This is a genomic window from Blautia sp. MSJ-19 (assembly GCF_018918125.1).
In the GTDB taxonomy this organism is placed as follows: Bacteria; Bacillota; Clostridia; order Lachnospirales; family Lachnospiraceae; genus Blautia_A.
Genome location: NZ_JAHLQA010000034.1, coordinates 187,483 through 213,359, shown reverse-complemented (window position 1 = coordinate 213,359; position 25,877 = coordinate 187,483). Strand labels below are relative to the sequence as shown.

Below are 25,877 nucleotides of genomic sequence, written 5' to 3'. Positions count from 1 at the left end.
GCCTTTACTCGGCTCCTCTTTTAAAATGTCCTTTGGTATAGTCTCTGTCGGGCGCACTGCCATGATGGAGATAAACCTGTAAAAACTGCTGCAGGATTTCTGCTGCTGCCTGTGGTGTCTCCAGTGTAAAATTCAAACGCAGATGTCTGATACCAAGATTCTGGATTTTACGGGATTCTTTCAGAAGTCCAAGGGGAAGACTGTTATAGAGAATATTATAACAATACTCTTCTTTGGCTGTATTTCCCGTTTTCCATGGATGGCAGATACAGTTACAGTGGAATTCTTTGTCATAACGGTCTTTCAGAATCATTGATTCTTCAGAACAGTCACATTGGGCTGTATTTTTACGCACACATTGTGCCGAAAGCATCAGTGGAATATAGCCATAGATGATCATTTCACTGTTGCTGTTGTTTCTGTGAGCAATTTCTTTTTCGTTGAGTTCATATGGAACTGTGTTTCGAAGGATATTTTCTTTCTGCCAGAAAGCAATGGACTCATTGTTCCAGGTATAAACAGATGCATCCAAAATACATAACTGCTGCCATCCTGCTTCTTTCAGCATTTCATAACTTTCCAGATTTTTTACAAGGAACCCCTTCATTCCGGCGGCAAGCCAGTTACGACAGGTATCAAAGAAACCGTCCGGTGCAGCTCCACGGGTAATGTATGGAAGGGAAAGATAAAGATCTTTTGTCTTTTGAATCTCTTTGTGAATACAATATTCCATAGCATCATAATAAAGATACATGCCGGATATTTCCGGATTCAGACAGAGCGTTTCTGCCTGCTGAATGTTTTCACAAGATACAAGGATGTGTGCGGATGAATCATGGCCGGAAGAGCTTGTATCGGGTGAAAACACCGGATGGCTGGAAAGGCTCCGTTTCGTAGGGGTGCATAAAGCATCCTCCAATTGCATCAGAGCGTTACGCCGAAGCTCGTTCAGAGTACGGACGGGAATGAAAATATGATCCCCCATCTGGATGTTCAGTTCTTTCCATTCAAATTCTGTATTTCCAAGTTTTTCCATTTGCTTACGTACGCGTTCCTCTGCCATTGGCTGTTCTTTGGCAAACTGAACTTCTCCTGCAGAAACAGTCACCTGTATGCCGCGGCAGGAAACTTCCAGAAAAGCAGGGCTTTGTGGATAAAGAAACAAAAATCCTGAGATGGATTCCTTTTTGGAAGGAAGTTTTTCTGGAAGGCCAGAAGTTTTCTTTTCATTGCTAAAAGCCATCATAGAAGATCCGTTATGCTGCTGATAGTATCCAGGACAAGAACCTCCGCGGCTGAAGATGCGGAGCAGATCCTGCCGATCCCGGTCTGCTACATGATAAGGTTTATCGCTGTTAAGAAGTATATCCAGATATTTGCGATACATTCCGGTAACGGCAGCTGTGTAGCCTGGTTGTTTCATACGGCCTTCGATTTTGAGTGATGTGACACCTGCGTTCAGGATTTCTGGAAGCAGATCGATTGTGCACATGTCTTTCAGACTGAGCGGGCAAAAATCTTTTTGAAATTGATAGGCATCTTCTGGTTTGCGGACCTGATAAGACAGACGACATGGCTGGGCACATCTGCCTCGATTTCCACTTCGCCCTCCGAGCATGCTGCTCATCAGACACTGACCGGAAAAACTGTAACACAGTGCACCATGAATAAAAGCTTCTATTTCAATTGGGCTTGTCTGATGCATGGTACGAAGTTCCAGCAGAGATAATTCTCTGGCTGCAACTACTCTGGTTGCACCCTGTTCTTCCAGAAATTTCATTCCTCCGGGACCAGTGACAGTCATTTGGGTGCTGGCATGCAGATGAAGTCCTGGAAAGTTTTGTTTTATAAATTGAAAAACACCGAAATCCTGAACAATTACCGCATCAAGTCCCTCTTCATATGCAGGAAGCAGAGAATCGTATAATCGCTCTTGGATTTCTCGGTTTTTTAATAATGTATTTACAGTCAGATACAGTTTTTTGTCATGTATATGTGCAACGTGAATTGCCTGCAGAAGTTCTTCCTGACTGAAATTCTGCGCGTATGCTCTGGCACCAAAGTCCGGACCGCCCACATAGACTGCGTCTGCTCCTGCTCCAATGGCAGAAATAAATGCCTCATAAGAGCCGGCTGGTGCGAGAAGTTCGATATTATGATCTGTTTTCAAATGTATTCATTCCTTTATATATGTTGATGGTGAAACAAATAAAGAGGACTACCTAAGCAATCCCCTTCCGGCTCTTTTAGTTGAGCAATTTGTCAATTTCGTCATTCAGTTCTTTGACTTTGCCTTCCAGAAGTTCTTTCTGGCGCAAAGCATCCTGTTCACTTTTTTCAGTTTCTTCGATTTTCATGCGGAGTGCGATCAGTTCATGCTTCAACTCGTACATTTCCTGATCTTTTTGCTGAAGATCCTGCTCAAAGATTTCTGCCTGTTTTTTTGCCTTGAAATAATCATCTGTGACATTCAGGCTCAGCAGAGTATGTTTGGTTTCCATCGGCTGTCGGGTATATCCCGGCATTTCGCTTAACTCTGCGATTTTATTATTTATATAAGACGCTACTTTCTGGAAATATTCTTCGGACTCATAACCACCCAGAGTGATGATTTTGCCTCCGATCACTACCTGCGCCGTATTTTTGACTGCCATAACAAGCCTCCCGTAAAATTGTAGTTTCTTCCAACCATTATAATCGAATTTTGTAGAAATGTATAGGAATTTTTACGTAATCTTTTCAAAACTACAAATTTTTTTTGAGACCAAGGTGCTCATAGGCAAGTGAAGAGGCAGTCCGACCACGGGGAGTACGGTTCAGAAAACCATTCTGGAGCAGGTATGGCTCGTATACATCTTCCAGTGTTCCGGCGTCTTCTCCGATTGCTGCGGCCAGTGTTTCCAGTCCAACAGGACCTCCCTGAAAATTAACGATCAGTGTCTGGAGGATACGGCGGTCAATCTTGTCAAGACCATACTGATCTACTTCCAGAAGATCCAAAGCAAACGAGGCGACATCATATGTGATTTTTCCGTCGTATTTTACCTGTGCAAAATCACGGACTCGTTTGAGAAGTCTGTTGGCTAAACGAGGTGTTCCTCTGGAACGTTTGGCGATTTCGGCAGCCCCTTTTGTATCAATTTCGACACCCAGAACCTGGGCAGAACGTAAAACAATTGTCTCTAACTCTCTGTGATTATAAAATTCCAGATGATGCATAACACCAAAACGATCACGTAACGGTGCTGAAAGAAGTCCTGCCCGGGTGGTAGCACCGACCAGTGTGAATCTGGGGAGATCCAGACGAATAGATCTGGCAGAAGCTCCTTTGCCGATCATGATATCGATGGCAAAGTCTTCCATGGCGGGATACAGCACTTCTTCAACCTGGCGGTTCAGACGATGAATCTCATCTACAAAGAGAATATCTCCTTCCTGGAGATTGTTCAGAATAGCTGCCATTTCACCGGGCTTTTCGATTGCCGGGCCAGAGGTTACCTTCATATGAGTACCCATTTCGTTGGCGATAATACCGGATAAAGTTGTCTTGCCAAGTCCTGGAGGGCCATAAAAGAGAACATGATCCAGAGCATCGTGGCGTTGTTTTGCTGCTTCAATATAGATTTTTAATGTTTTTTTGGTTTTTTCCTGACCAATGTATTCATCCAGAGTCTGTGGACGGAGATTTCCTTCCAGGGGAAGATCCTCTTCTGTGACATCGGTGGTGATCATTCTTTTATCCATGAATATTTTTTACTCCGATTATAACTTTATAACTGTTTTAATGCAGCTCTGAGAAGTCCCTCTACATCATCCGGGGAGACATCTGTAACTTTGCGGACAGCTCTCATGGCATCGGTATTGCTATATCCGAGAGCAACCAGTGCTTCTACCGCTTCCTGACGTCCATCGTGGAGCGACGTGCCGGAAATGGCGGCGGTCTCCTGCTCATGTGCAAGTTTCTTTTCAAAAGCATCTTCCAGTTTCAGCTTGTCTTTTAATTCGAGAATCAGTTTCTGGGCGGTTTTCTTACCAATACCAGGAGCCTTGGAGATTGTTTTGATATCGTCTGAAAGAACTGCAAAGCGAAGTTCATCGGCGCTTAAACCGGCAAGGATACCCAGTGCAGCCTTGGGACCGATTCCATTAACATTCAAAAGCAGGCGGAACATTTCAAGATCGTCTCTGGACAAAAAGCCATAGAGCTGAATGAGGTCTTCTCTTACATGAAAGTGTGTATAGATTTTTATTTCCTGATCTGAACGGGATGCCTGTTCAATGGAACTGCCTGTCATAAAAATCTCATATCCGATACCGTTGTTCTCCAAAATGACAGATGTTTCTGTTGTATCGGCTATAAGCCCGCGAATAAATGAAATCATATGTATATCTCCTGTTGTTATTTGATGCAAAAACTACTGTGATAAATGCAAATTCCCATTTACTTTCACAATGATAACATATCAATCCATAAAAAGCAAACATCTATTCGAATGAAACAATGTCCATGAGAAAGTATCGCTACTGTCCACTCCGTTCACAGAAACGTGGTATATACAGATACAGAAAATCCCGGCAAAGGGATTTCCTCTGCCGGGATAACAAGTGGCTATTGAAAGAATGAGTTTTCTTTTAAAGAATAACATGTCTCGGACATGCTTCTTTACATGCACCGCAGTTTGTACATTTGTCGTAATCAATGTGTGCACAGAAGTCTGTAACAGTGATCGCACCGTTCGGACAGGTCTTCTCACATTTCTTACATCCGATACATCCAAGTTCGCAGGCAGTTGTAACAGCCTTTCCTTTGGCATGAGAACTGCAGCCTACGAAAGTCTTCTGCTCGTATGGTGCAAGCTCGATCAGATGATGCGGGCATTTTGCAACACATTTGCCGCAGGCTTTACATGCTTCACGGTCTACAACGGCTACACCGTTTACGATGTGGATCGCATCAAACGGACAGGCTTTGACGCAGCTTCCGAATCCCATACATCCATAATTGCAGGCTTTGGATCCACCACCAGGGATGAATGCCATCATTTCACAGTCTTCTACACCAGTGTATGTATAGTTGTCTTTTGTTTTCTCGCAGGTTCCGGTGCATTTGACGAATGCTGCCATACGGGCAGATTCGACAACTTCCTGTCCCATAATTCCTGCAATCACTTTACCTACTGCTTCTCCACCTACCGGACAGGCATTGACAGGTGCCTCGCCTTTGGCAATGGCAGCTGCAAGACCGTCACAACCCGGATAGCCGCAGCCACCACAGTTGTTTCCAGGGAGTGCTTCACGAACGGCAACTTCACGTTCATCTGTCTCAACGGCGAATTTCTTGCCGGCGATACTTAAGAAGATACCAATAAAGAGGCCGACGGCTGCAACGACTACGGTTGCGATAATAATTGCTCCAATATTCATAACGACGCCTCCTTAAATTAATCCTGAAAATCCGAAGAATGCAATTGCCATCAGACCTGCTGTAAGAAGTACAGTAGGAAATCCTTTGAATGCTTCCGGAATATCATTGTACTGAATTTTTTCACGGATACCAGCCATCAGTGTAATGGAGATTGTAAAACCTACAGCTGTGGCAAATCCATTGATTGTTCCCTGAAGAATGTTATATTCATCCTGTACGTTTGTAAGTGCAACACCAAGAACTGCACAGTTTGTTGTGATCAGAGGAAGGTATACACCAAGTGCCTGATAAAGTGATGGAACGCATTTCTTAAGAAACATTTCCACAAACTGAACAAGAGCTGCAATGATCAGGATAAATACGATTGTCTGCAAATATTCCATACCGGTAGGAACCAGGATGAATTTGTAGATCAGTCCGGTAACAAAAGAAGACAAAGTGATAACGAATACAAGAGCTCCGCCCATTCCGACTGCAGTCTCTGTTTTTTTGGAAACACCAAAGAACGGACACAGACCAAGAAACTGACTGAGTACTACGTTATGGACAATGGCAGAGCTGACAAGGATAATCAATAATTCTTTCATGCCTGTTTGCCTCCTTTACACATGGTATTGCTGCAGGAATCACAACCTGAACAGCAATTGCATCCTTCGCTTGGATCAATTCCGCGTTTTGCAGCACCGATCTTGAATTTGTTCTGAAGTGCTGCGAGCATTGCAAGAACGAAGAATGCTCCAGGAGCAAGGATAAAGATAGTGATCGGTTCATATCCCATTTTGCCGTCAGCAGCAAGCGGAAGGATCTGCTGTCCGAAAATCTGACCTGCGCCGAGAAGTTCACGGACTGCACCAATACAGGTAATACTTAAGGTAAATCCAAGGCCCATTCCTATACCGTCAAAAAGTGATGGAATCGGAGGATTTTTGGAAGCATATGCTTCTGCACGGCCAAGGATGATACAGTTTACTACGATCAGCGGAATGTAAATACCAAGTGCTGAATACAGACTTGGGATAAATCCCTGTAAAAGCATCTGTACGATGGTAACGAAGGACGCTACGACTACAATGAATGCAGGCATACGCACTCCGTCCGGAATGAATTTTCTCAGAAGAGAAATCATCAAGTTGGACATTGCAAGAACTACGGTTGTGGTAAGACCCATTCCTATACCGTTGATTGCAGATGTTGTAACGGCCAGTGTTGGACACATACCAAGCACAAGCACGAAAGTCGGATTTTCTTTGATAATACCGTTTACAAGACGTTCAGCAGGTGTATTTGCTTTCATGACTCTGCTCCTCCTTCCACATACCGAAATGCACAAAGCCCGGCATTCACACCGTTTGTCATGGCGTTTGTTGTAATAGTTGCACCACTGATGGCATCAATCTGATCATCAGATGTGGAACCTGTTTTTGTGTATTCGAATTTTTCTACGTTTTTGTCTTTGAACTGATCCTGGAAATCGGCTGTTGTGGCTTTCATACCAAGACCTGCCGTTTCACTGATGGACAGAATGGAGATACCATTCAGTGTTCCGTCGTTCTGAACGCCCATGGCAAATTGAATGTCTCCACCATAACCTTCAGAATCAGTGATTGTAAAAGCATATCCAAGAGTTTTGCCGGAAGCATCTTCTGCTACCATGATCTCATCGATCGTCTGAGCGGAAAAACCGTTATCGTTAAGATAACCAACGAGATCTTCTGCCTGACCGGCATCGTCAAGAGAATATTCACTGAAACCGGAAGCATCTTCAAAAACAGCTTTGTAAGCTTCTTCTTTGGATTTTTCAGCCTGTGCTGCAATCGGACCAGCAGTGATATCCTGAACAACGCCAAGTGCAAGACCGGCTACCAGAGTGATCACTGTAATGGAAATGGTATTTTTTACGATTGTATTCATGCTTTTTTACCTCCTTTTCCAAAAGCGACCGGTTTGGTTGCTTTCTCGATGATCGGAACGAGAAGGTTACAGAAAATGATTGCATAAGAAACACCTTCTGCGGAGCCGCCGAAGAGACGGAACACAGCTGTTACGATACCAAGACAACATCCGTAGACAAGCTGACCTTTTGGGGTGATTGGAGTGGTAACGTAATCGGTTGCCATAAACCATGCACCAAGCATCAGACCGCCACCGAACAGATGACTGAGCAGGTAGTTGCCGTCAAATCCCATTCCGGAACCGAGCATATACAGAATCACAAATACAGTAAAACTTCCGATATATGTAAGCGGAACTTTAAGATCGATCACTTTGAATGCAAGCAGGATCACTGCACCGATCAGGATTGCAAGAGCAGATGTCTCACCGATCGTACCCTGAATATTACCGATAAAAAGATTTTTTACCGGAATGGAGGATGCTGCTACAAATCCCTGTTTTTTCAGTGCTGCCAGAGGTGTTGCACCTGTAACGGTGTCCAGTACTCCACGGTATCCGTCAGATACAGAGAAATCTGTCATTTTTGCAGCAAAGGAAATCATCAGGAAACATCTTCCGGCAAGTGCCGGGTTCATAAAGTTCTGTCCGAGACCGCCAAAAAGCTGTTTTACAACAATGATGGCGAATGCACTGCCGAGAACCGGCATCCACAGCGGAATCTGCGGAGGCATATTCAGTGCAAGCAAAAGACCTGTTACTACAGCACTGAAGTCATTGATCGTATTTTTCTTATGCATGAGTCTGTCGTACAGCCATTCAAAGAAAACACTGGAAATTACTGTTACGAGCACTACAAGAAGTGCATGAAGGCCGAAATTCCAGATACCGAATAAGGTAGCAGGAAGCAGCGCGATCACAACCAGCTGCATGATCCGGCTTGTTGTCATTTTGTCCCTGACATGGGGATTAGATGATACGTTATACATTTCTTCCATTTCTTTTCCTCCCCTTATTTCTTCCTGCGACTGGCAAGAACCATTTTACGCATGGATTTGATACTCTGAGTCAGCGGTCTCTTTGCTGGACAGATATAACTGCAGCAACCGCATTCGCAGCACTCCATACCATCCATTGCTTCAAAGCCTGCCATATCACCACGTTCCGCCAGTTTGGCAAGACGGGCAGGAAGAACGTGGCCAGGACAGACACTTACACAGCGGCCACAATTGATACAGGCTGTCTGGATTTCCTGGGCTTCAGATACAGCATCATGTTCAAGGAACAGGAATGCAGAAGTTGTTTTTGTACATGGTACATGAAGGTCATATAAAGCAAATCCCATCATAGGACCGCCGGAAATTGCCTTTGCAATCTTGGCCTTGAGTCCACCCGCTGCATCAACCAGCTCGGACATATCGGTACCAGTCAGTACACAAAGGTTCTTAGGTTCTTTGATGCCATCGCCCGTTACTGTAACGATTCGGTTGATGACAGGTCTTCCAAGGATAACTGCTTTGTATACGGAAATAACAGTTTCTACGTTGTCAACAACGCATCCTACGTCAGCCGGAAGCATTGTTGAGTTGATCTCACGTCCGGTTGCGGCATAGATCAGAGTACGCTCACCGCCCTGTGGATATTTAGTCATCATTTCTTTGACTTCGATACGGTCGATATCTTTTACCAGTTCTTTCATCTTGGCGATGCAGTCCGGTTTGTTATCTTCAATACAGATATATCCCTTTGCTGAATCAAAAAGTGTCAGGATGACCTGCAGTCCTTTGACGACCTTTTCCGGTTCTTCGATCATACGACGATAGTCACTGGTGATATAAGGTTCACATTCAGCACCATTCACAAGAATATATTCAATCTTGGAAGGATCCTTCGGTGCAAGTTTAACATGTGTTGGGAAGCCAGCGCCACCCATACCTACTACTCCACCTTCTTTGATGCGATTCAGAATTTCTTCTTTGGTCAGATCTTCCAGACGAGCTTCCTGAAATTCTGTTTCCTGATATTGCTGGTCGTTTTCGATAACGATGCAGTCAACCATAGAACCAGTAGCGTTCAGTCGCTTTTCAATGCCTTTGACGGTACCGGAAACGGATGCATGAAGCGGTACTGAAACGAATCCGCCGGCATCAGCGATTTTCTGTCCTGCGAGGACTACGTCTCCTTTTTTGACACAGGGAACAGATGGTGCTCCGATATGCTGAGAAAGTGGATAGGCCAGTTCTCCTTTTGGGAGATACTTCTCGATCGGATGGTCTTTGGATAGTTCCTTACCTTCGTAAGGATGGATTCCGCCCCTAAAGGTCAGTTTTCCCATATATTTTTCCTCCTTATTTTATAAGCATCAGTTCTGCTTATATTCTTTTTCTTTTTCATGATGCAGATAATATTTCTGCATACGACCGTCCGGTTACTGTATGATTTTTGTGAATATTAACAGTAACTCTACATATACTATACCTCTTTTTTGCGAAAAATTCACTACCCAATTTTCAAAATATTGTGTATAATTAAATACAATCATGAAAGGAAAAAAGACGATGATTGTTAAAAAAATACCTATTTTACAAGGGTTTCCGGCACTTGAAACCGTTAAATATTTATCGAAGGCAAAAAATGAATTGTCAGACTATAATCCAATTTTTTATGATATTGAGACAACTGGATTGTCAAGATATACTGCGTTTGTATATCTGATCGGTGCGGTCAGATTTGAGCAAAATGCATGGTATCTATATCAGTGGATGTGTGCGGATGAAGACGAGGAAGCGTTGATCTTGCAGGAATTCTATAATTTTTTAATCGGTGCAGACTGTACGATTCAGTATAATGGAAATCGATTTGATCAGCCTTTTCTGGAAGAACGTTATCGAAAACACAAAATGGAAAGTCCGTTTTGGAAAATATTGTCTCTTGATCTCTATCAGTTGTTAAAACCATGTCAGAGTTTGTTTAAACTGACCAGAATGAAACAGCCAGATCTGGAAAGTTTTGCCGGAATACACAAAAGAAAATTTTGTGATGGCGGACAATGCATTCGATTGTATAAAAGCTTTATGAAGAAAAATGATGCAGATACAGCAGAGATTGTAATGGGACATAATGAAGAAGATCTTTTGGGACTTGGTCGGATTTTTACTCTCCTGTCATATAAAAAGCTTTATGACGGAGAATATCGACCGGTACAGGGGATTCTTCTGGAACAGGAATTAAAGCTTGTGCTGGAATTACCCACGGACGTCCCTGTAAGCGTTTCCTGCGGAAATGCTGAGTTTTATCTGACAGTGAGTGGACGGGAAGCCAAAATGCTGGTCCATCTCAAAGAGGGAAAACTACGGCAATATTATAAAAATTACAAAGATTATGATTATATTCCAGGAGAAGATATGGCAATGCCGAAATCGCTTACCAGATATATGGATAAAAGCCTGAGGATTGCTGCTACACCGCAGACTTGCTATACCTGGTTTAACTGCGATGAGGATTTTCTGAATAACGAGAAAAAACAGATGCAGTATCTGACTCATACATTGTCTTTTTATCTTAATAATTTCAATAAATAATGGGATTAATCCATATCTTATGTGATATATTGTGATACAAAAAAACCTGGCAGGTTATCTGCCAGGTCTTTTAATGACTAAAATTATTCTTCTGTAGCTTCTTCAGCAGGTGCTTCCAGAGCTTTCATACTCAGGCTGATCTTTTTGTCTTCACCGTTGAAGTCAACAACTTTAGCCTGAATTTCCTGTCCGATGGAAAGTACATCAGATGGTTTTGCAACATGTTCTCTGGAAATCTGAGATACATGAAGAAGTGCATCGATTCCAGGTGCAAGTTCTACAAAAGCACCAAAATCTGTCATACGAGCTACTTTACCAGTAACAACGTTACCTACAGCAAAGTCTTCTGCTGCGGAAAGCCATGGATTCTCTTCCGGGAATTTCATGGAAAGAGCAATTTTATCTCCATTGATTTCTTTGATCAGAACTTTTACTTCATCACCTACATTGAATACCTTTTTCGGGTTTTCAACTCTGCCCCAGGACATTTCGGAAATATGAAGAAGTCCGTCTGCTCCACCGAGATCGATGAAAGCACCGAAATCTGTAACATTTTTTACAACACCTGTTACAGTATCTCCAACATGGATTTTCTCCATAAGCTCTTTCTGTTTTTCTGCTTTTTCTGCAAGAAGAAGCTGTTTACGGTTACCGATGATACGTCTTCTTCTTGGGTTGAATTCTGTGATAACGAATTCGATTTCCTGATCTGCATATTTGGAAAGATCTTTCTCATATGTGTCGGAAACAAGGCTTGCAGGAATGAATACTCTTGCTTCTTCTACGTTTACACAAAGACCACCATCCAGTACCTGTGTTACAGGTGCTTTCAGTATTTCCTGTGATTCGAAAGCAGCTTCAAGACGTTTATTGCCTTTTTCAGCAGCAAGTCTCTTGTAAGTCAGGATAACCTGTCCTTCACCGTCATTGACTTTCAGTACTTTTGCTTCCATGCTGTCGCCAACATGAACTGCGTCTGTGAGTACAAGTGAAGCATCATTGGAATATTCACTCTTAGTGATAATACCGTCTGCTTTATAACCGATATTCAGGATGATTTCATCATCTTTTACATCAATGACTGTACCCTGTACGATCTCTCCATTTCTGATTGTTTTTACGGAATCCTCCAGCATCTGTTCAAAACTCAATTCTGACATGTTCTTGAACCTCCTCAATAATTTTCTTTGGGGTGGATGCCCCTGCTGTGATACCTACATAACTACTGTGATGGAACATTTCAGAATCCAAGTCTACAGGTGTTTGTATATAGTAAGTATTTCCACATTCCTCTTTGCATATTTCAAACAGCTTTTGAGTATTGGAACTATGTCTGCCTCCAATGACAAGCATAGTGTCTACCTCTCCGGCTATGTTTTGCGCTTCTTTCTGCCGTTCTTCAGTAGCATTACAAATAGTGTTTAAAATATTGCCCATATTTAAAACACTATTATCATACCTCTTTTTGCAGAGAATTTCAACTAATTCTTTAAATTTGTTGTAATTAAATGTCGTCTGAGAAACAACGCATATATCTTTTCCCGCAGGAGGGACAAACTGTTCGGTATCTTCTCTGTTTTTTAAAACAGTGTAAGAACCTTCGCACCATCCACAGATTCCTTTGACTTCCGGGTGATCCGGGTCGCCGAAGATAACAATATGTTTTCCGGCGAGACTCTGTTTTTCTGCAATGCGATGTATTTTTAATACGAAAGGACAAGTGACATCTACATAATCAAGATGGTTCTGTTCCAGCTCCTGATAGATGGCTTTACCTACTCCGTGAGAACGGATGACAACCGTGCCTCCTGTAAGGGACGGCAGATCTTTTTCTTCGATCACCCGGACCCCCTTGGCAGCAAGGTCGGAAACGACTTCTTCATTATGGATGATCGGACCCAGTGTATAGATTGGCTCTACACCCGCTTCGATCAGCTGATATACTTTATCTACTGCCCTCTTTACTCCAAAACAGAATCCGGCAGTTTCTGCAACTTTAACTTTCATGAGAAACTTCCTTTTCTGTCTTTGATCTGAAGATTTCAAGGATGCGGTCTACGACCTGTTCGATCGTAAGATCAGAGGAATCTACCAGTACGGCATCATCAGCCTGACGAAGAGGGGAAATCTCACGATTCATATCGCGCTGATCCCTCTCCTCGATATCTTTTTGGATCTCGTCCAGGTTACAGGTTTCTCCTTTTTCCTGGAGTTCCAGGTAACGTCTTCTGGCACGGGGCAGTGAACTGGCCGTCAGGTAAATTTTTACATCTGCATCCGGAAGAATCGTTGTACCGATATCACGCCCGTCCATGACGACACTCATATCTTTTGCCAGTTTGCGCTGAAGGCTGAGGAGTTTCTCGCGGACACGCGGTACAGCGGAACTTACAGATGCCATATTTCCAACTTCTTCTGTTCGAAGATATGCATTTACATTTTCGCCGTTTAAAAGGACAATCTGCTCTCCGTCCTGATATTCGATAGAAATCTCGGCATTCTGGCAGGTATCACCGATCAGTTCTGTGTTATTTCGGTCGACACCTTCGCGGAGAAGGTAAAATGCCATCGCACGGTACATGGCTCCTGTGTCAACATAAATGAATGATAATTCTTTTGCCACACGTCTTGCGATCGTGCTTTTGCCGGCTCCGGCCGGTCCGTCAATTGCAATATTGTAGATCATGATATATCCTCCTGTTTATTCCTGCATACATCTGTTGCTGCTAGATATGCTGTTGACCATGCAATCTGAAGGTTATAACCGCCAGTCACAGCATCGAGATCGAGTACCTCACCGATAAAATACAGGTTTTTGATAAGTTTGGATTCCATACTTCCCGGTTTGATCTCCTTTACAGATACACCACCCCGGGTGACGACTGCTTCGGAAAAGCTGCCGAGTCCTGTAATGGTAAATGGAAAGGCTTTTACCAGAGAACCAAACGCAAGGCGCTCTTCTCTGGAAATGTCATGAATGACCTTATCTCCTGAAATCGGACCAAGATCAATGATCACAGGTGTCAGGGAAGACGGGAAAAGTACACCGATCACATTTTTGAACTGTTTATTCTGAGCAGAGGAAAACTCGCGTAAGATACGGTCATCCAGCTGTTCATGGGATAAAGCAGGTTTGAGGTCAAGAAAGGCATTCAGTTCTTCTCCCTTCTGGAGAAACTTACCAATCTTGGCACTGGAAGATAAAACCAGTGGTCCGGTAATGCCGAAATGCGTAAACATCATTTCGCCAAAATCCTGATAAACTGTTTTTTTGCCTCTTTTGATCGTCAGTTCTACGTTTCGCAGAGAAAGGCCTTTCATGAGAGGAATGTATTCTTCTCTGGTTGTAAGAGGGACAAGAGATGGAATACATTCTGTGACTTTGTGTCCTGTCTCGACAGCAAAGCGATAGCCATCCCCGGTAGAACCGGTAGTCGGATAAGATAATCCCCCGGTGGCAACAATTACAGAATCAGCTGTATAGATCTTATTATCTTTCAACTGTACACCGGTTACTATTCCATTTTCTGTCAGGATTTTTGAAACTTCACTGTGAAGTCGGATCTGTACATGATATTTCTTCATCAGTCGCTCAAGACCATGAATGATGTCTGAGGAGTGATCGGATACCGGGAACACACGATTGCCGCGTTCTGTCTTTAACGGAACACCTGCTTCTTCTAATAAAGCCATCATATCCTGACTGGTAAAGGAATAAAATGCACTGTAAAGAAATTTTGGATTACTCATAACTGCCTGAAGAAGTTCTTCAGGATCACAGTTATTTGTAACATTACAGCGGCCCTTTCCTGTAATATATACTTTCTTTCCAAGCTTTTCATTCTTTTCAAATAATAAGACGTCACAACCGTTTCTGGCTGCAATGATGGAAGCGAGCATACCTGCCGCCCCGCCGCCGACAATAATCACTTTGTTCATAAGTGCCCTTTCTGCAAAACAGACCCGTCAGATAACCTGACGGGCCTGCACCTTTGTTTTTATACCGGATATGCTCCGTTCTTTGTATCTGCTGCTTTTTCGTCTACTTTTTTCTCCTGTGCCTGACGGTATTTGAAGAAGTCTGTAGCTACCTGTGGGAACAGTGCGTAGGATAATACGTCCTCATCCTGCTCTTTGTAAGCGGACATTTCTGTTTCCAGTTTGTCCAGCTCGTTGTCAAGAAGATCTGCCGGACGGCAGGTGATCGGTTCTGCATCTCCGATGCACTTTTTCTGTACTTCCGGATTGAACGGTTTAACAGTTGCACCGTATTTTCCTAACAGGATATCTTTGGTTTCTTTTGTAACCATCTTGTATCTTTCGCCCATCAGTACGTTGAATACAGCCTGTGTACCAACGATCTGGGAAGATGGTGTAACGAGCGGCGGCTCACCGAGATCTTTACGAACCTTCGGAACTTCTTCCAGAACATCGTAGAATTTATCTTCTGCGTGCTGCTCTTTCAGCTGGGATGTCAGGTTGGAAAGCATTCCTCCCGGTACCTGGTACAGAAGAGTCTTGATGTTAACGCCAAGGTTCTTCGGATTCAGAAGTCCGCTGTCGAGAGCATCGTCACGGATCGGACGGAAGTAGTCAGCAATCTCAGCAAGGAGTTTCTGATTAAATCCTGTATCATATGGTGTACCTTTGAAGGTTTCTACCATAACTTCTGTTGCCGGCTGGGAAGTTCCCAGTGCAAATGGAGACATTGCAGTATCGATGATATCAACACCTGCTTCTACTGCTTTGAGGTATGTCATAGAAGCAACACCAGAGGTGTAATGTGTATGAAGGTCGATCGGGATGCTGACAGCATCTTTCAGTGCTCCGACAAGCTCTGTTGCTTTATATGGAAGCAGAAGACCTGCCATATCTTTGATACAGATAGAATCTGCACCCATCTCTTCGATACGTTTTGCGATGTTTACCCAGTAGTCAAGAGTATATGCATCACCTAATGTATAGGAAAGAGCAACCTGTGCATGTGCTTTTTCTTTGTTAGCAGCTTTGACTGCTGTCTGAAGGTTACGCATATCATTGAGGCAGTCAAAAATACGGATGATGTCGATTCCGTTAGCAGCAGATTTCTGTACGAAGTATTCTACTACATCGTCTGCGTATGGACGATATCCAAGGATATTCTGTCCACGGAACAGCATCTGAAGTTTTGTGTTCTTGAAGCCGTCACGTAATTTACGAAGTCTTTCCCATGGGTCTTCTTTCAGGAAACGAAGGGAAGCATCGAAAGTAGCTCCACCCCAGCACTCTACTGCGTGGTAGCCGACTTTGTCCATTTTATCAACGATCGGGAGCATCTGTTCTGTGGTAAGTCTTGTTGCAATCAGAGACTGATGCGCATCACGGAGAACAGTTTCCACGATTTTTACAGGTTTTTTTTCTAATTCAGCCATATTAATTCTCCTTGTATTTTTTTTAAGGAAGTTCGATTCACTAAATTCAGACTTCGCCAAAGGCTCGTCTTCATTAAGTTCCTTCGAACGACCTTCGTACTAAACTCAAACTCATTACATTCGTTTTCATTAAGTACTCTAGGTCAAACTCCGAAGATAGCCATGAATGTTCCGGCAGCAACGGCTGTTCCGATTACACCGGCTACGTTTGGTCCCATTGCATGCATCAGCAGGAAGTTTGTAGGATCTGCTTCTGCACCGACTTTCTGAGAAACTCGTGCTGCCATAGGAACGGCAGATACACCCGCAGAACCGATCAGAGGGTTGATCTTTCCACCGGAGAGTTTACACATCAGCTTACCAAGCATACATCCACCGAATGTACCGAATGCAAATGCTGCAAGTCCGAGAACAACGATTTTCAGAGTATCAATATTAAGGAATGCTTCTGCACTTGTAGAAGCACCTACAGATGTACCGAGCAGGATAACTACGATGTACATCAGGGCATTGGATGCAGTTTCTGTCAGCTGTTTAACAACACCACACTCACGGAACAGGTTACCGAGCATCAGCATACCTACCAGTGGAGCTGTTGTAGGAAGAAGTAAGCATACAACGATTGTGATTACGATCGGGAAAAGGATCTTCTCAAGTTTACTTACCGGGCGAAGCTGTTCCATCTTGATCTTACGTTCTGCTTCTGTAGTACAGAGTTTCATGATCGGCGGCTGAATGATCGGAACCAGGGACATATAGGAATATGCCGCCACCGCGATCGGTCCCATTAAAGTAGTCTGACCAAGTTTTCCGGCAAGGAAAATGGATGTAGGGCCATCTGCTCCACCGATGATAGAGATTGCTGCTGCTGCTTTTCCGTTGAATCCAAGGAAGATTGCAAGGAAGTATGCAACATAGATACCAAGCTGTGCAGCTGCTCCGAGAAGGAAGCTCTTCGGATTGGCAATCAGCGGACCGAAGTCTGTCATTGCACCAACTCCCAGAAAGATCAGGGATGGAAGAATACTCCATTCATCAAGCAGATAGAAGTAATGAAGAAGACCACCAACACCGTTGGACATGTCTTCCGGATTTGCCATAATGTCCGGGTAGATATTTACCAGAAGCATACCAAAAGCGATCGGAACCAGAAGAAGCGGTTCGAATCCTTTTTTGATAGCAAGATATAAGAATACACACGCCACTGCGATCATCAGGTAGTTTCCCCATGTAAGATTGAAGAATGCTGTCTGATGGATCAGGTTGGACAAGGTTTCTGTTACATAAGACATTTGATTACCTCCCGTCCTAGTTCATTGTAGCCAGAGTATCTCCGTTTTCTACGGATGCACCTTCGGATGTATCGATGCTGGCTACAGTACCATCCTGAGGAGCTACAACCGGGATCTCCATCTTCATGGATTCCAGAATTACGATATTGTCACCGGCTTTTACTGCCTGTCCTGCAGAAGCAACGACTTTAAGAACTTTGCCTGGTACTGAAGCGGTAACTTTAACTGCGCCTGCGCCTGCTGCCGGAGCTGCTGCTTTAGGAGCTGCTGCCGGAGCTGCTTTAGGAGCTGCAACCGGTGCTGCTGTCGGAGCGGAAACGCTTCCTGTTTCTTCTACAGTAACTTCATATGCTGTTCCGTTTACAGTGATTGTATAACTTTTCATTTTAAATCCTCCTAATTGTCAATTACCTTTTTTTACGATTGATTTTACGGATGGAACGAACAACAAATCCGTCTGTTGAAGTTCCTTCGGATGCTGCGATAGCTGCTGCGATTACAGCGATCAGTTCTGAATTATCAGCTTCCTGTACAGGAGCTGCGGCAACCGGAGCCGGTGTCGGTGCAGAAGCTGCCTCTTCTGCTGCTTTTTTCTTTGCTTTTTCCTGCTGTGCTCCGGAGCCAGGAATAAACTGGAACAGAGAGATCAGGAAGATCAGCATGATAAGAATTACGAATACAGTTCCGATACCCATCAGTGTGTTCAGCGCTGCATTTTTCATAGTTGTAGCAAATGAATATTTTACATCTACAGACATGGAAGTTGGAGTAAGGTTTTTGTCGAATACGTATACGAATTCAGCATTTTCTTTTTCAAATTCAACAGGTACTGTAACGGTATATTCATCACCTGAATATTCGATCTCAGCAGATCCGGTTTCTTTCAGGTCACCGAGTTCTTCTCTTACACCATCCCATGCAGCCATTGCATTTTCGGTGAATTCATCACCAGATTCCTGATATGCTGCAATCTGATCATCTGTCAGAGGAATGATCGTCTCGGTCAGACCTTCAGCAGTTGTCTCGATCGTTGTTTGTGTCTGTGCGTCAATTTCATCATCTGCCAGAACCAGAGATGCACCGGAAAATGTAATGGATGCGGCACATACGACTGCTGTCAGGACAGAGGAAGCTTTTTTAAACATCTGATTCATATGCTCACCTCACTTAGACTGTGCCATGTTTTTTGGATGGACGGTCTTCTCTCTTTGTGAAAAGCATTTCAAAAGCTCCGATTACATATTTACGTGTATCAGCTGGAGCAATTACAGTGTCAACATATCCTCTTGCTGCTGCAGATTCTACATTGGACTGAAGTTCTCTGTATGCAGCTGCTTTTTCATTAAGTACTGCTGCTTCTTCACCCGGATACATGATCTTAGCTGCGAGGGAAGCATCCATCATACCGATCTCAGCGTTGTCCCATGCATATACAAGGTCTGCACCAACGGATTTACTGTTCATTGCAACATATGCTGTTCCATATGCTTTGCCGATCACAACGTTTACCTTCGGAACAGTTGCATCTGCAAATGCGTGAACCATTTCGCCAACTGCTTTTGCAATCATCTTTTCGCTGCAAAGAGTTGCCTTGAATCCTGTTACATTTGTAAGTGTCAGAACCGGAATATCAAATGCATCACAGAATTTAACGAATCCAGCTGCTTTTCTTGCACCTCTTGCAGAAAGAGTTCCGTCGAATTCTTCTGTTTTATTTCCTTCTGCGTCATAAACTTCTGTTCTGTTAGCTACGGCACCAACAGTTGCTCCGTTCAGACGAAGGAATCCTGTAACAACATCTTTACCGTAATCTTTCTTTGTTTCAAAGAAGATACCGTTGTCAGCGATTCTGGAAAGTGCAATAGATGTATCACCTGCGCATGCTGCGATATCATCACATGTACGGTTCAGATCATCTGTGCATTCTACGAAAGAATCATTGTCTTCGAAGTTAGATGGAAGAAGTCCGATCAGCTGACGGATCTGTCCGAGGATTTCTTCTTCAGAACCTGTTCCGTCTACAAGACCTGTTTCTTCACTCTGGAATGCAGCTGCAGCTGTATCACATTTTTCAGTATAGTTTCCATCCAGTGCGTTCGGGCTGTTTACGAACATTTTGCCTTTTTTGGATTCGATGAATGTGAAATCTGTAAGAGCTGGGATGATTGCCATACCACCGCCGCATGTACCAAATACAGCTGTGATCTGCGGGATCATTCCGGAAGCCAGTGTCTGTTTCAGGTAGATGGATCCGAATGCTTCAAGAGCATCGGTAGCTTCCTGCAGACGCATACCTGCACAGTCAACCAGACCGATCACAGGAGCTCCTGTCTTCATTGCCAGGTCATACAGAGCGGTAATCTTTCTGGCATGCATTTCACCAACAGTTCCGTTTAATACGGAAGCATCCTGGCTGTATACATATACAAGATTTCCGTCAATCACACCATATCCGGTAATAACACCGTCTGAAGGCGCTTTTGTCTCAGTTAAATTGAAATCTGTGGATCTGGCTGTTACGCTTTTTCCGATTTCAACAAAACTGTTTGCGTCAAGCAAAGAAGTGATTCTTGTGCCTGCTAAGCTTTGTGTTGCATTACTCATTCTTTCTTGCCCTCCATTTTATAAAATTTTAAATATAACCAAAATTTTAGCCGATTATAATTGTAACCTGTTTTCAAGTTTTTTTCAATAGATTTCCTGTTTTTTTGTTAAAAGTTTAACTCCTATGTTGTTTTTTCTACATTCCAAAGAAAAAATGTCGATATCAAAAAACTTCTCCCGTAGAAGGAGAAGTTTTGGATGTTAATGAAAAAAATTCTTAAATACAACGCGGGCACAATGAATAAATGTATTTTTCTGCACGTTGTCTGCTGCCACTACAGGATATGAAGCAATTATTCTGTGATTCAGAGTGTAGACGACCTGTCCGACCTGCTCACCCTTTTTTACAGGGGCAGTCAATTCATCCTTCAGCCGGATCTGATACTGGAGTACATCGGTTTTTCCCAGAAGGATCATTTTATTTTTTTCAGCATCTGTAATTGATATCCTGCCGTTAAGATATACTTTGTATTGAAAAGAGGATTCGTCAAGAATACCGTTTCTGACAGGGATGTACCGTAGATTCGGCTCCCGCCAGAAAGTCTGATATTCATAGTTTTCTGCACCATAATTAAGAAGCTGCAGCGTATCCTGCCATTTATATGTTTTGTGTCCGGGCCATCCGGAGCCGAGCAGAGAAACAATAAAAATTTTTCCGTCTTTTTTACAGGCACATACATAACAGTATCCGGCCTCACCGGTATATCCGGTTTTTCCTGAAAGAACTCCATCGGTCATATGCAGAAATGCGTTTGTATTATGAACAGAAAAAGTTCTTTTTTTGCTCAGGTCTGAAAAGCTGTATTCCTCTGTCTGCGTGATTTTAAGAAAAGTATTACTGCGAATTGCATATCGCATGATCAAGGCAAGATCTTCGGCAGTAGTGTGATGAGTTCCATCAGAGTCTTCTGCATCCAAACCGTTCGGGGTAAGGAAATGTGTATTTTTACAACCTAGTTCTTTGGCTTTCTGATTCATCATTTTTGAAAAATTTTCTACAGATCCGCCGATATGTTCTGCGATTGCGACCGCAGAATCGTTATGGCTCTGCAACATCAATGAATACAGAAGATCTTCGAGATAATACTGCTCTCCTTTTCTGAGTCCAAGACGGACTTCAGGCTGCCTGGCAGCATTAGAAGAAATCACTACATAATCGTCCCCTTTTCCATGTTCAAGGGCGAGGATACAGGTCAGAACCTTGGTAGTGCTTGCGTTGGGTCTGGGAACAGAACCTTCCTTTTCAAACAGAACGCGCCCGGAATCAGCATCCATCAGAACAGCAGACAGTGCATGCAGATCTCCCGGCGATGTCCCGGTATGTGTGGCGGACGCTGTCTGAGACAGAATGGAAGAATCTGGAACAAGCTGAATTGAATGATCCATAGATGCGGCTGTTTGTGATAAAGATGTGAACAGAAAACTTACAGCCAACAGTGACAGAATAAAAAATGTTCGTCTGAATTTCATAGTCCACCTCTCTTTGATATAAGACTATTTTATGCAGACGAACTGGTATTATTCTTTTTATCCATTATAGGTTCTTCGCCAGCGGTCAGACAGTGGGATGTCTTCATGGCTTAACATAAACAGTTCAGAAAGTGCATCTGGTGCTTCTTCAATAGAATGAATATAAAATTGACGCAAGGTATGCACGGGAATGGCACTTCCCGGAATAGGATCTTTTTCCATGAAATATTCCATCATCTCTGAGGAAAGCTTTTTGCCGGCTGCTTTTGACAGAAAGGTAAGAAATTTTTTTCTTCTTCCATGGTTATCATAAACCAGACAGTTTGTAATCAGCTTCATGCGTCTGAGCGAAGTAAGGATATCTCGGGTATTGATACGGGGAATTGCGCGATGAATGACCCGGGCATAGGTCATGCGGGGAAGAACTCCACATGCAGGATAATAATGATAAGGGTCTCGCCCGGTCTCAAGCATAAGTGTCCGGTCAAATTCTTTTTCAAGCAGAGTATGTGAAATTACTTTCTTTTCAGCCATTTCATATACATAAGGATGGCAGGAACTGTCCAACAGGTAATGACATCCAAAACCAAGAAGATATGCCAGCAGTTTTTGGTCATGAGTCTGTCTGACCAGGGTCATGCCACGCTCAAAAAAGGGGGCCGCGATTTCCTTATGCATAGCAATGCCGGTCCCTGTAACTCTGGTATTGAGCATATGATAAAACAGGATGTCCGGACCATGAAGTCCGATACGGTACAGGTTAACATTTTTGCGGATTATCTGCTGTATTTCCGCAGGAAGTCCGGCATAAACTTTTTTTCCATATAGATCATGTGCATATGTGGTTGGCATGCAGAATACACCTCTCTTTCTTAAATGTCAAGTTTTAGCTGAATCTCCTCTTCTGCTTCTGCCTTGAAGTCTTCCAGTCGTACCGGGTCTACAGATGGAAGTTCTTCCAGCCCCTGTACGCCAAAGCAGCGGAGAAATTCTTCAGTCGTGCCGAGCAGAATCGGGCGGCCGGGAGCATCCAGTCGTCCAAGTTCTTTTACCAGATCATATTCTACAAGTTTGTTAATTGCGTGGTCACATTTTACTCCTCGGATTTTTTCGATTTCTGCCTTGGTTACAGGCTGTTTGTATGCAATAATGGAGAGCGTTTCCAGCATAACATCGGTAAGTGCCGGCTTTTTAGGGTGCATGGCAAGACGGATCAGATATTCATAATATTCTTTTTTACTGCACATCTGATAAGACTGTTCCAGTTCAATGATTTGAATGCCACGTTCTTCTGCCTGATAACGATCCATCATATTCTGGATGATCTTACGGGTGGTTTCTTTATCCTGCTGTATGGCATCCGCTATTTGAGAAAGCTCAACGGATTCTCCCATTGTGAACAGAATGGCTTCGATAGCAGCTTCCAGTTTTTTGATTTCCATATAAGTCGTTCCTCAATTTCTGTTTGTTATTCATCTGCAAATTCGGTCAGATGCGTCCAGGTTTCCGGATTCTGTGTTACAGTAACCTGAATATCATCAAAAAGATTGTCCTGTTCTACCTGAATATATCCCATTTTCATCAGTTCCAGTATGGAAAGAAAGGTGACTATGATCTGTACACGCGAAGACTGTCGGGTCAGAAGCTGGCGGAAACTGAAATGGCTGTGTTCAGCAGCATAACTTTTCATATCCAGCATTTTATCAGAAAGGCTGACCTCTTCTTTTTCGATGGTACCGAATTTGCTGCGGATCGGGTCAATCTTGGCTTCCTGACGTTTCAGTACAGACTGATAAATGTTGTTCAGATGTTCCAGAGTCAGACCGGCAAGAAGTTCTGCCGGATCAACAGGTTCCTGATATCTCAGAACTTCCTCTGGTATGGAAGGAGACTTGTAAAAAACGCCGGTAGCATTGTCCATGTAATCTTTTAGCTCATAAGACATATATTTGTACATCTTATATTCCAGAAGTTTCTGAACAAGCTCTTCACGGGGATCTTCTTCCTCTCCTTCTTCATTTATTTCTTTTGGAAGAAGCATTTTGCATTTGATATCCAGAAGGGTTGCTGCCATGACCAGAAATTCACTCATGGTCCCCAGATCCTCCTGTTCCATGGAATGCAGATATTCCATATACTGATCAGTGATTTCCACGATTGGGATATCATAGATATCAATTTTATTTTTTTCTATTAAATGGAGCAAAAGGTCGAGAGGACCCTCAAATACGTTAATTTTTACAGGTATTGCCATAAATGAATTCCTTTTGGTTTCAGTGGTGAATTTTTACAAAAAGCAACTCCCGTGGATTATGGATCCGAACAGGAATTGTATGTTCTCCAAGACCGGCACTTACAATCATATGCTGCCTGCCTTTTTGGAAATCTCCGCAACAGTATGGGGGAAATAAAAGATACTGTGGACAGGTCAGACCGTGATGTTCGCTAAGTCTCATGATTCCACCGTGATAGTGTCCGGACAGGATCAGATCCGCCCCCCAGGAAAAATACGTATTACCATATTTGGGATTATGTGCCAGAAGTACATGAATCCCGGACTGGGAGGGGATACCGATCAGTTTTTCCATGAAAGTCAGACTCAGTGCCGGTGAATTGGGTTTGTGATAATATTCGAGCGGAAGTTCCAGACCATAAAAAACAAAGTCGGTATCACCCAGACAGATATCCACATGTTCATTATGAAGGAAACAGATACCTGCACTTGTGAGAAGCCTTTCGTAATTGAGATAAAATTCTCGACTTTCCGGATTCAAAAGCATTTTATATTCATGATTTCCAAGTGCATAAAAGATCGGAACACGGTCACACAGGCGTAGTAAAAGTCCGGCAGCAGATTCCATGGTTTCATGTCTGTGATTAACGATCATGTCTCCGCAGACCAGAATGGCATCTGGTCTGCCTTCGGCAATTGCAGCATAAAGTTGCTGATGATTGTTTCCAAAAACGAGTCCGTGAAGATCAGCGAGGACTGCGAAAGTTACGCTGCGTCCTGCTGGCAGACGATGATCAGAAACAGAATAAGTACGGGTTCTAAAAGTTTTCATCATTGTCCTCTGTTGATTGTCTGGTGGCTGTTATTTACCAAATCCACAATTTGGGAATGTGCATATCTCACAGTTTAAACAAAGTCCGCCCTCGCCGTAAGCGGAAATTTCCTCAGCACAGATCGGATCATCTGCCATGATTCTTGGAAGAATCAGATCAAAGATCGTTCTGCGGGCATACATGACACAACCTGGAAGTCCAAGGATCGGAATAAGTTTTTCCCCTTTGTTATAATAAGAAAGAAGCAGCATTGCTCCGGGGAGAACCGGTGCACCATAAGTAATGATTTCTGTGCCGGTATCCTTGATTGCACCCGGTGTGCGGTCATCAGGATCCACACTCATTCCACCACTGCAGATTACCATATCTGCCCCTTTGTCAATGAAGTCCAGAATATCCCTTGTAATTTGATGACGATCATCGCCAGGCATGGTCTGCCCGATTACACAACAGGAATATTCTTCTAATTTTTCGCGTAACACAGGGGTAAACGTATCTTTGATCAGTCCCTTCTGAACTTCACTTCCGGTGGTTACGATAGCAGCTTTTTTGCTGTGGAACGGAAGAATGGAAAAAATGGGATCCGCTCCTGCGACTTCTGTCGCGTGCTCCATCTTTTCTTTTTCTATGACCAATGGGATGATTCGCGTTCCGGCAATTTTATCTCCTTTTTTGACAGGAAAGTCTCCATGACGTGAAGCAATCATCATCTCTCCAAGGCGGTTAACTGCCAGAAGAGCGTCACGACGGATCTTGAGAATACCGTTACAATCCGCAATCAGTTCAATTTTACCTTCTTTGATTTCACTGCCATGCATATGGCTGCCTGCAGAAATTTTGTAAAGGATTTCAGCAGCTTCGTTTTCGTGAAGAATTCCTTCTTGTTTTTCCCAGACAAAAAGATGTTCTTTGCCTACGGAAAGGAGGGCGGGAATATCTTCTTCACGGACAACATGCCCCTTTTTAAAAAGAACTCCCTTTTTTTCATCTTTTATGATCTGGGTAATATCGTGACAAAGCACATGACCTACAGCATCTTCAGTTCGAATTTCTTTCATGATATCTTTTCTCCTGTCTGTGAGATATTATGCAAATGCGTTTTGAATAATATTATACCCTTAACAGATGACCTTGTCAA

26 protein-coding genes are annotated in these 25,877 nt (G+C 43.3%); 1 reads left to right on the top strand and 25 read right to left on the bottom strand.

Translation table 11 applies throughout. The features are described 5' to 3' along the window. Positions 1-4 precede the first annotated feature (4 nt). The 10 genes from KQI91_RS12070 to rsxC all read right to left on the bottom strand — a co-directional run bounded on the left by KQI91_RS12070 (position 5) and on the right by rsxC (position 9,650). The gene (locus KQI91_RS12070; RefSeq protein ID WP_253288562.1) at positions 5-2,170 is read right to left on the bottom strand and encodes a peptidase U32 family protein; all 2,166 of its coding nucleotides are present in this window, start codon (positions 2,168-2,170) and stop codon (positions 5-7) included. A 76-nt stretch (positions 2,171-2,246) separates the two neighbouring features. Then, positions 2,247-2,654, bottom strand: a complete 408-nt coding sequence (gene zapA / locus KQI91_RS12065; protein WP_216393027.1) for a cell division protein ZapA — start codon at positions 2,652-2,654, stop codon at positions 2,247-2,249. A gap of 91 nt (positions 2,655-2,745) precedes the next feature. Then, positions 2,746-3,744: a Holliday junction branch migration DNA helicase RuvB gene (gene ruvB / locus KQI91_RS12060; protein WP_216393026.1), complete on the bottom strand. Its 999-nt coding sequence runs from the start codon at positions 3,742-3,744 to the stop codon at positions 2,746-2,748. Positions 3,745-3,770: 26 nt separating this feature from the next. Further along, positions 3,771-4,382, bottom strand: coding sequence for a Holliday junction branch migration protein RuvA (gene ruvA, locus KQI91_RS12055; RefSeq protein ID WP_216393025.1), 612 nt, complete (start codon positions 4,380-4,382; stop codon positions 3,771-3,773). A gap of 250 nt (positions 4,383-4,632) precedes the next feature. Continuing rightward, complete coding sequence (locus KQI91_RS12050; protein WP_216393024.1) at positions 4,633-5,424, bottom strand: RnfABCDGE type electron transport complex subunit B; 792 nt, start codon at positions 5,422-5,424, stop codon at positions 4,633-4,635. Between the two features lie 12 nt (positions 5,425-5,436). Beyond that, positions 5,437-6,012 (bottom strand): electron transport complex subunit RsxA, encoded by a 576-nt coding sequence (rsxA, locus tag KQI91_RS12045; RefSeq protein WP_216393023.1) that lies wholly within the window; start codon positions 6,010-6,012, stop codon positions 5,437-5,439. Next, positions 6,009-6,719 (bottom strand): electron transport complex subunit RsxE, encoded by a 711-nt coding sequence (gene rsxE / locus KQI91_RS12040; protein ID WP_216393022.1) that lies wholly within the window; start codon positions 6,717-6,719, stop codon positions 6,009-6,011. Before rsxE ends, rsxA begins: the two co-directional genes overlap by 4 nt. After that, positions 6,716-7,336 (bottom strand): RnfABCDGE type electron transport complex subunit G, encoded by a 621-nt coding sequence (locus tag KQI91_RS12035; RefSeq protein WP_216393021.1) that lies wholly within the window; start codon positions 7,334-7,336, stop codon positions 6,716-6,718. Before KQI91_RS12035 ends, rsxE begins: the two co-directional genes overlap by 4 nt. Further along, positions 7,333-8,313, bottom strand: coding sequence for an RnfABCDGE type electron transport complex subunit D (locus KQI91_RS12030; RefSeq protein ID WP_216393020.1), 981 nt, complete (start codon positions 8,311-8,313; stop codon positions 7,333-7,335). The genes KQI91_RS12035 and KQI91_RS12030 overlap by 4 nt, the downstream gene beginning before the upstream one ends. A gap of 14 nt (positions 8,314-8,327) precedes the next feature. Next, positions 8,328-9,650, bottom strand: a complete 1,323-nt coding sequence (gene rsxC / locus KQI91_RS12025; RefSeq protein ID WP_216393019.1) for an electron transport complex subunit RsxC — start codon at positions 9,648-9,650, stop codon at positions 8,328-8,330. Positions 9,651-9,873: 223 nt separating this feature from the next. On the opposite strand from rsxC, the gene KQI91_RS12020 reads away from it, so the two are divergent. Beyond that, positions 9,874-10,896, top strand: coding sequence for a ribonuclease H-like domain-containing protein (locus tag KQI91_RS12020; RefSeq protein ID WP_216393018.1), 1,023 nt, complete (start codon positions 9,874-9,876; stop codon positions 10,894-10,896). Between the two features lie 83 nt (positions 10,897-10,979). Here the strand turns inward: KQI91_RS12020 and rpsA are convergent, their stop codons facing one another. From rpsA to KQI91_RS11945, 15 genes are all read right to left on the bottom strand, one after another. Further along, positions 10,980-12,056 (bottom strand): 30S ribosomal protein S1, encoded by a 1,077-nt coding sequence (gene rpsA, locus KQI91_RS12015; protein ID WP_216393017.1) that lies wholly within the window; start codon positions 12,054-12,056, stop codon positions 10,980-10,982. Continuing rightward, entirely contained in the window at positions 12,037-12,903 is an 867-nt protein-coding gene (ispH, locus tag KQI91_RS12010; RefSeq protein ID WP_216393016.1) for a 4-hydroxy-3-methylbut-2-enyl diphosphate reductase, read from the bottom strand. The genes rpsA and ispH overlap by 20 nt, the downstream gene beginning before the upstream one ends. Beyond that, positions 12,893-13,582: a (d)CMP kinase gene (gene cmk, locus KQI91_RS12005; RefSeq protein ID WP_216393015.1), complete on the bottom strand. Its 690-nt coding sequence runs from the start codon at positions 13,580-13,582 to the stop codon at positions 12,893-12,895. Before cmk ends, ispH begins: the two co-directional genes overlap by 11 nt. Beyond that, entirely contained in the window at positions 13,579-14,835 is a 1,257-nt protein-coding gene (locus KQI91_RS12000) for an NAD(P)/FAD-dependent oxidoreductase (RefSeq protein ID WP_216393014.1), read from the bottom strand. The genes cmk and KQI91_RS12000 overlap by 4 nt, the downstream gene beginning before the upstream one ends. Before the next feature lie 59 nt (positions 14,836-14,894). Next, positions 14,895-16,307 carry an oxaloacetate decarboxylase subunit alpha gene (locus KQI91_RS11995; RefSeq protein ID WP_216393013.1) on the bottom strand — a complete coding sequence of 471 codons (1,413 nt, stop codon included), beginning with the start codon at positions 16,305-16,307 and terminating at the stop codon, positions 14,895-14,897. Positions 16,308-16,450: 143 nt separating this feature from the next. Beyond that, positions 16,451-17,599, bottom strand: coding sequence for a sodium ion-translocating decarboxylase subunit beta (locus KQI91_RS11990; RefSeq protein WP_216393012.1), 1,149 nt, complete (start codon positions 17,597-17,599; stop codon positions 16,451-16,453). A gap of 16 nt (positions 17,600-17,615) precedes the next feature. Continuing rightward, the gene (locus tag KQI91_RS11985; RefSeq protein ID WP_216393011.1) at positions 17,616-17,984 is read right to left on the bottom strand and encodes a biotin/lipoyl-binding carrier protein; all 369 of its coding nucleotides are present in this window, start codon (positions 17,982-17,984) and stop codon (positions 17,616-17,618) included. A 22-nt stretch (positions 17,985-18,006) separates the two neighbouring features. After that, positions 18,007-18,753, bottom strand: coding sequence for an OadG family transporter subunit (locus KQI91_RS11980; protein WP_216393010.1), 747 nt, complete (start codon positions 18,751-18,753; stop codon positions 18,007-18,009). A gap of 13 nt (positions 18,754-18,766) precedes the next feature. Then, entirely contained in the window at positions 18,767-20,203 is a 1,437-nt protein-coding gene (locus KQI91_RS11975; RefSeq protein WP_216393009.1) for an acyl-CoA carboxylase subunit beta, read from the bottom strand. 201 nt (positions 20,204-20,404) lie between these two features. Next, positions 20,405-21,673 carry a D-alanyl-D-alanine carboxypeptidase family protein gene (locus KQI91_RS11970; RefSeq protein ID WP_216393008.1) on the bottom strand — a complete coding sequence of 423 codons (1,269 nt, stop codon included), beginning with the start codon at positions 21,671-21,673 and terminating at the stop codon, positions 20,405-20,407. Between the two features lie 57 nt (positions 21,674-21,730). Continuing rightward, on the bottom strand, positions 21,731-22,525 hold the full coding sequence (locus tag KQI91_RS11965) for a zinc dependent phospholipase C family protein (protein WP_216393007.1): 795 nt from the start codon (positions 22,523-22,525) through the stop codon (positions 21,731-21,733). A 20-nt stretch (positions 22,526-22,545) separates the two neighbouring features. Next, positions 22,546-23,115: an SMC-Scp complex subunit ScpB gene (gene scpB / locus KQI91_RS11960; protein WP_216393006.1), complete on the bottom strand. Its 570-nt coding sequence runs from the start codon at positions 23,113-23,115 to the stop codon at positions 22,546-22,548. 26 nt (positions 23,116-23,141) lie between these two features. Further along, the gene (locus KQI91_RS11955; RefSeq protein WP_216393005.1) at positions 23,142-23,927 is read right to left on the bottom strand and encodes a segregation and condensation protein A; all 786 of its coding nucleotides are present in this window, start codon (positions 23,925-23,927) and stop codon (positions 23,142-23,144) included. 19 nt (positions 23,928-23,946) lie between these two features. Then, positions 23,947-24,738, bottom strand: coding sequence for a metallophosphoesterase (locus KQI91_RS11950; protein ID WP_216393004.1), 792 nt, complete (start codon positions 24,736-24,738; stop codon positions 23,947-23,949). Between the two features lie 30 nt (positions 24,739-24,768). After that, complete coding sequence (locus KQI91_RS11945) at positions 24,769-25,797, bottom strand: molybdopterin-binding protein (protein ID WP_216393003.1); 1,029 nt, start codon at positions 25,795-25,797, stop codon at positions 24,769-24,771. Between the last annotated feature and the right edge of the window lie 80 nt (positions 25,798-25,877).

What these genes read in the sequence shown, in the direction of transcription:
- zapA (WP_216393027.1), bottom strand. Translation starts at nt 2,654, where the DNA reads ATGGCAGTCAAAAATACGGCGCAGGTAGTGATCGGAGGCAAAATCATC.
- ruvB (WP_216393026.1), bottom strand. Translation starts at nt 3,744, where the DNA reads ATGGATAAAAGAATGATCACCACCGATGTCACAGAAGAGGATCTTCCC.
- ruvA (WP_216393025.1), bottom strand. Translation starts at nt 4,382, where the DNA reads ATGATTTCATTTATTCGCGGGCTTATAGCCGATACAACAGAAACATCT.
- KQI91_RS12050 (WP_216393024.1), bottom strand. Translation starts at nt 5,424, where the DNA reads ATGAATATTGGAGCAATTATTATCGCAACCGTAGTCGTTGCAGCCGTC.
- rsxA (WP_216393023.1), bottom strand. Translation starts at nt 6,012, where the DNA reads ATGAAAGAATTATTGATTATCCTTGTCAGCTCTGCCATTGTCCATAAC.
- rsxE (WP_216393022.1), bottom strand. Translation starts at nt 6,719, where the DNA reads ATGAAAGCAAATACACCTGCTGAACGTCTTGTAAACGGTATTATCAAA.
- KQI91_RS12035 (WP_216393021.1), bottom strand. Translation starts at nt 7,336, where the DNA reads ATGAATACAATCGTAAAAAATACCATTTCCATTACAGTGATCACTCTG.
- KQI91_RS12030 (WP_216393020.1), bottom strand. Translation starts at nt 8,313, where the DNA reads ATGGAAGAAATGTATAACGTATCATCTAATCCCCATGTCAGGGACAAA.
- rsxC (WP_216393019.1), bottom strand. Translation starts at nt 9,650, where the DNA reads ATGGGAAAACTGACCTTTAGGGGCGGAATCCATCCTTACGAAGGTAAG.
- KQI91_RS12020 (WP_216393018.1), top strand. Translation starts at nt 9,874, where the DNA reads ATGATTGTTAAAAAAATACCTATTTTACAAGGGTTTCCGGCACTTGAA.
- rpsA (WP_216393017.1), bottom strand. Translation starts at nt 12,056, where the DNA reads ATGTCAGAATTGAGTTTTGAACAGATGCTGGAGGATTCCGTAAAAACA.
- ispH (WP_216393016.1), bottom strand. Translation starts at nt 12,903, where the DNA reads ATGAAAGTTAAAGTTGCAGAAACTGCCGGATTCTGTTTTGGAGTAAAG.
- cmk (WP_216393015.1), bottom strand. Translation starts at nt 13,582, where the DNA reads ATGATCTACAATATTGCAATTGACGGACCGGCCGGAGCCGGCAAAAGC.
- KQI91_RS12000 (WP_216393014.1), bottom strand. Translation starts at nt 14,835, where the DNA reads ATGAACAAAGTGATTATTGTCGGCGGCGGGGCGGCAGGTATGCTCGCT.
- KQI91_RS11995 (WP_216393013.1), bottom strand. Translation starts at nt 16,307, where the DNA reads ATGGCTGAATTAGAAAAAAAACCTGTAAAAATCGTGGAAACTGTTCTC.
- KQI91_RS11990 (WP_216393012.1), bottom strand. Translation starts at nt 17,599, where the DNA reads ATGTCTTATGTAACAGAAACCTTGTCCAACCTGATCCATCAGACAGCA.
- KQI91_RS11985 (WP_216393011.1), bottom strand. Translation starts at nt 17,984, where the DNA reads ATGAAAAGTTATACAATCACTGTAAACGGAACAGCATATGAAGTTACT.
- KQI91_RS11980 (WP_216393010.1), bottom strand. Translation starts at nt 18,753, where the DNA reads ATGAATCAGATGTTTAAAAAAGCTTCCTCTGTCCTGACAGCAGTCGTA.
- KQI91_RS11975 (WP_216393009.1), bottom strand. Translation starts at nt 20,203, where the DNA reads ATGAGTAATGCAACACAAAGCTTAGCAGGCACAAGAATCACTTCTTTG.
- KQI91_RS11970 (WP_216393008.1), bottom strand. Translation starts at nt 21,673, where the DNA reads ATGAAATTCAGACGAACATTTTTTATTCTGTCACTGTTGGCTGTAAGT.
- KQI91_RS11965 (WP_216393007.1), bottom strand. Translation starts at nt 22,525, where the DNA reads ATGCCAACCACATATGCACATGATCTATATGGAAAAAAAGTTTATGCC.
- scpB (WP_216393006.1), bottom strand. Translation starts at nt 23,115, where the DNA reads ATGGAAATCAAAAAACTGGAAGCTGCTATCGAAGCCATTCTGTTCACA.
- KQI91_RS11955 (WP_216393005.1), bottom strand. Translation starts at nt 23,927, where the DNA reads ATGGCAATACCTGTAAAAATTAACGTATTTGAGGGTCCTCTCGACCTT.
- KQI91_RS11950 (WP_216393004.1), bottom strand. Translation starts at nt 24,738, where the DNA reads ATGAAAACTTTTAGAACCCGTACTTATTCTGTTTCTGATCATCGTCTG.
- KQI91_RS11945 (WP_216393003.1), bottom strand. Translation starts at nt 25,797, where the DNA reads ATGAAAGAAATTCGAACTGAAGATGCTGTAGGTCATGTGCTTTGTCAC.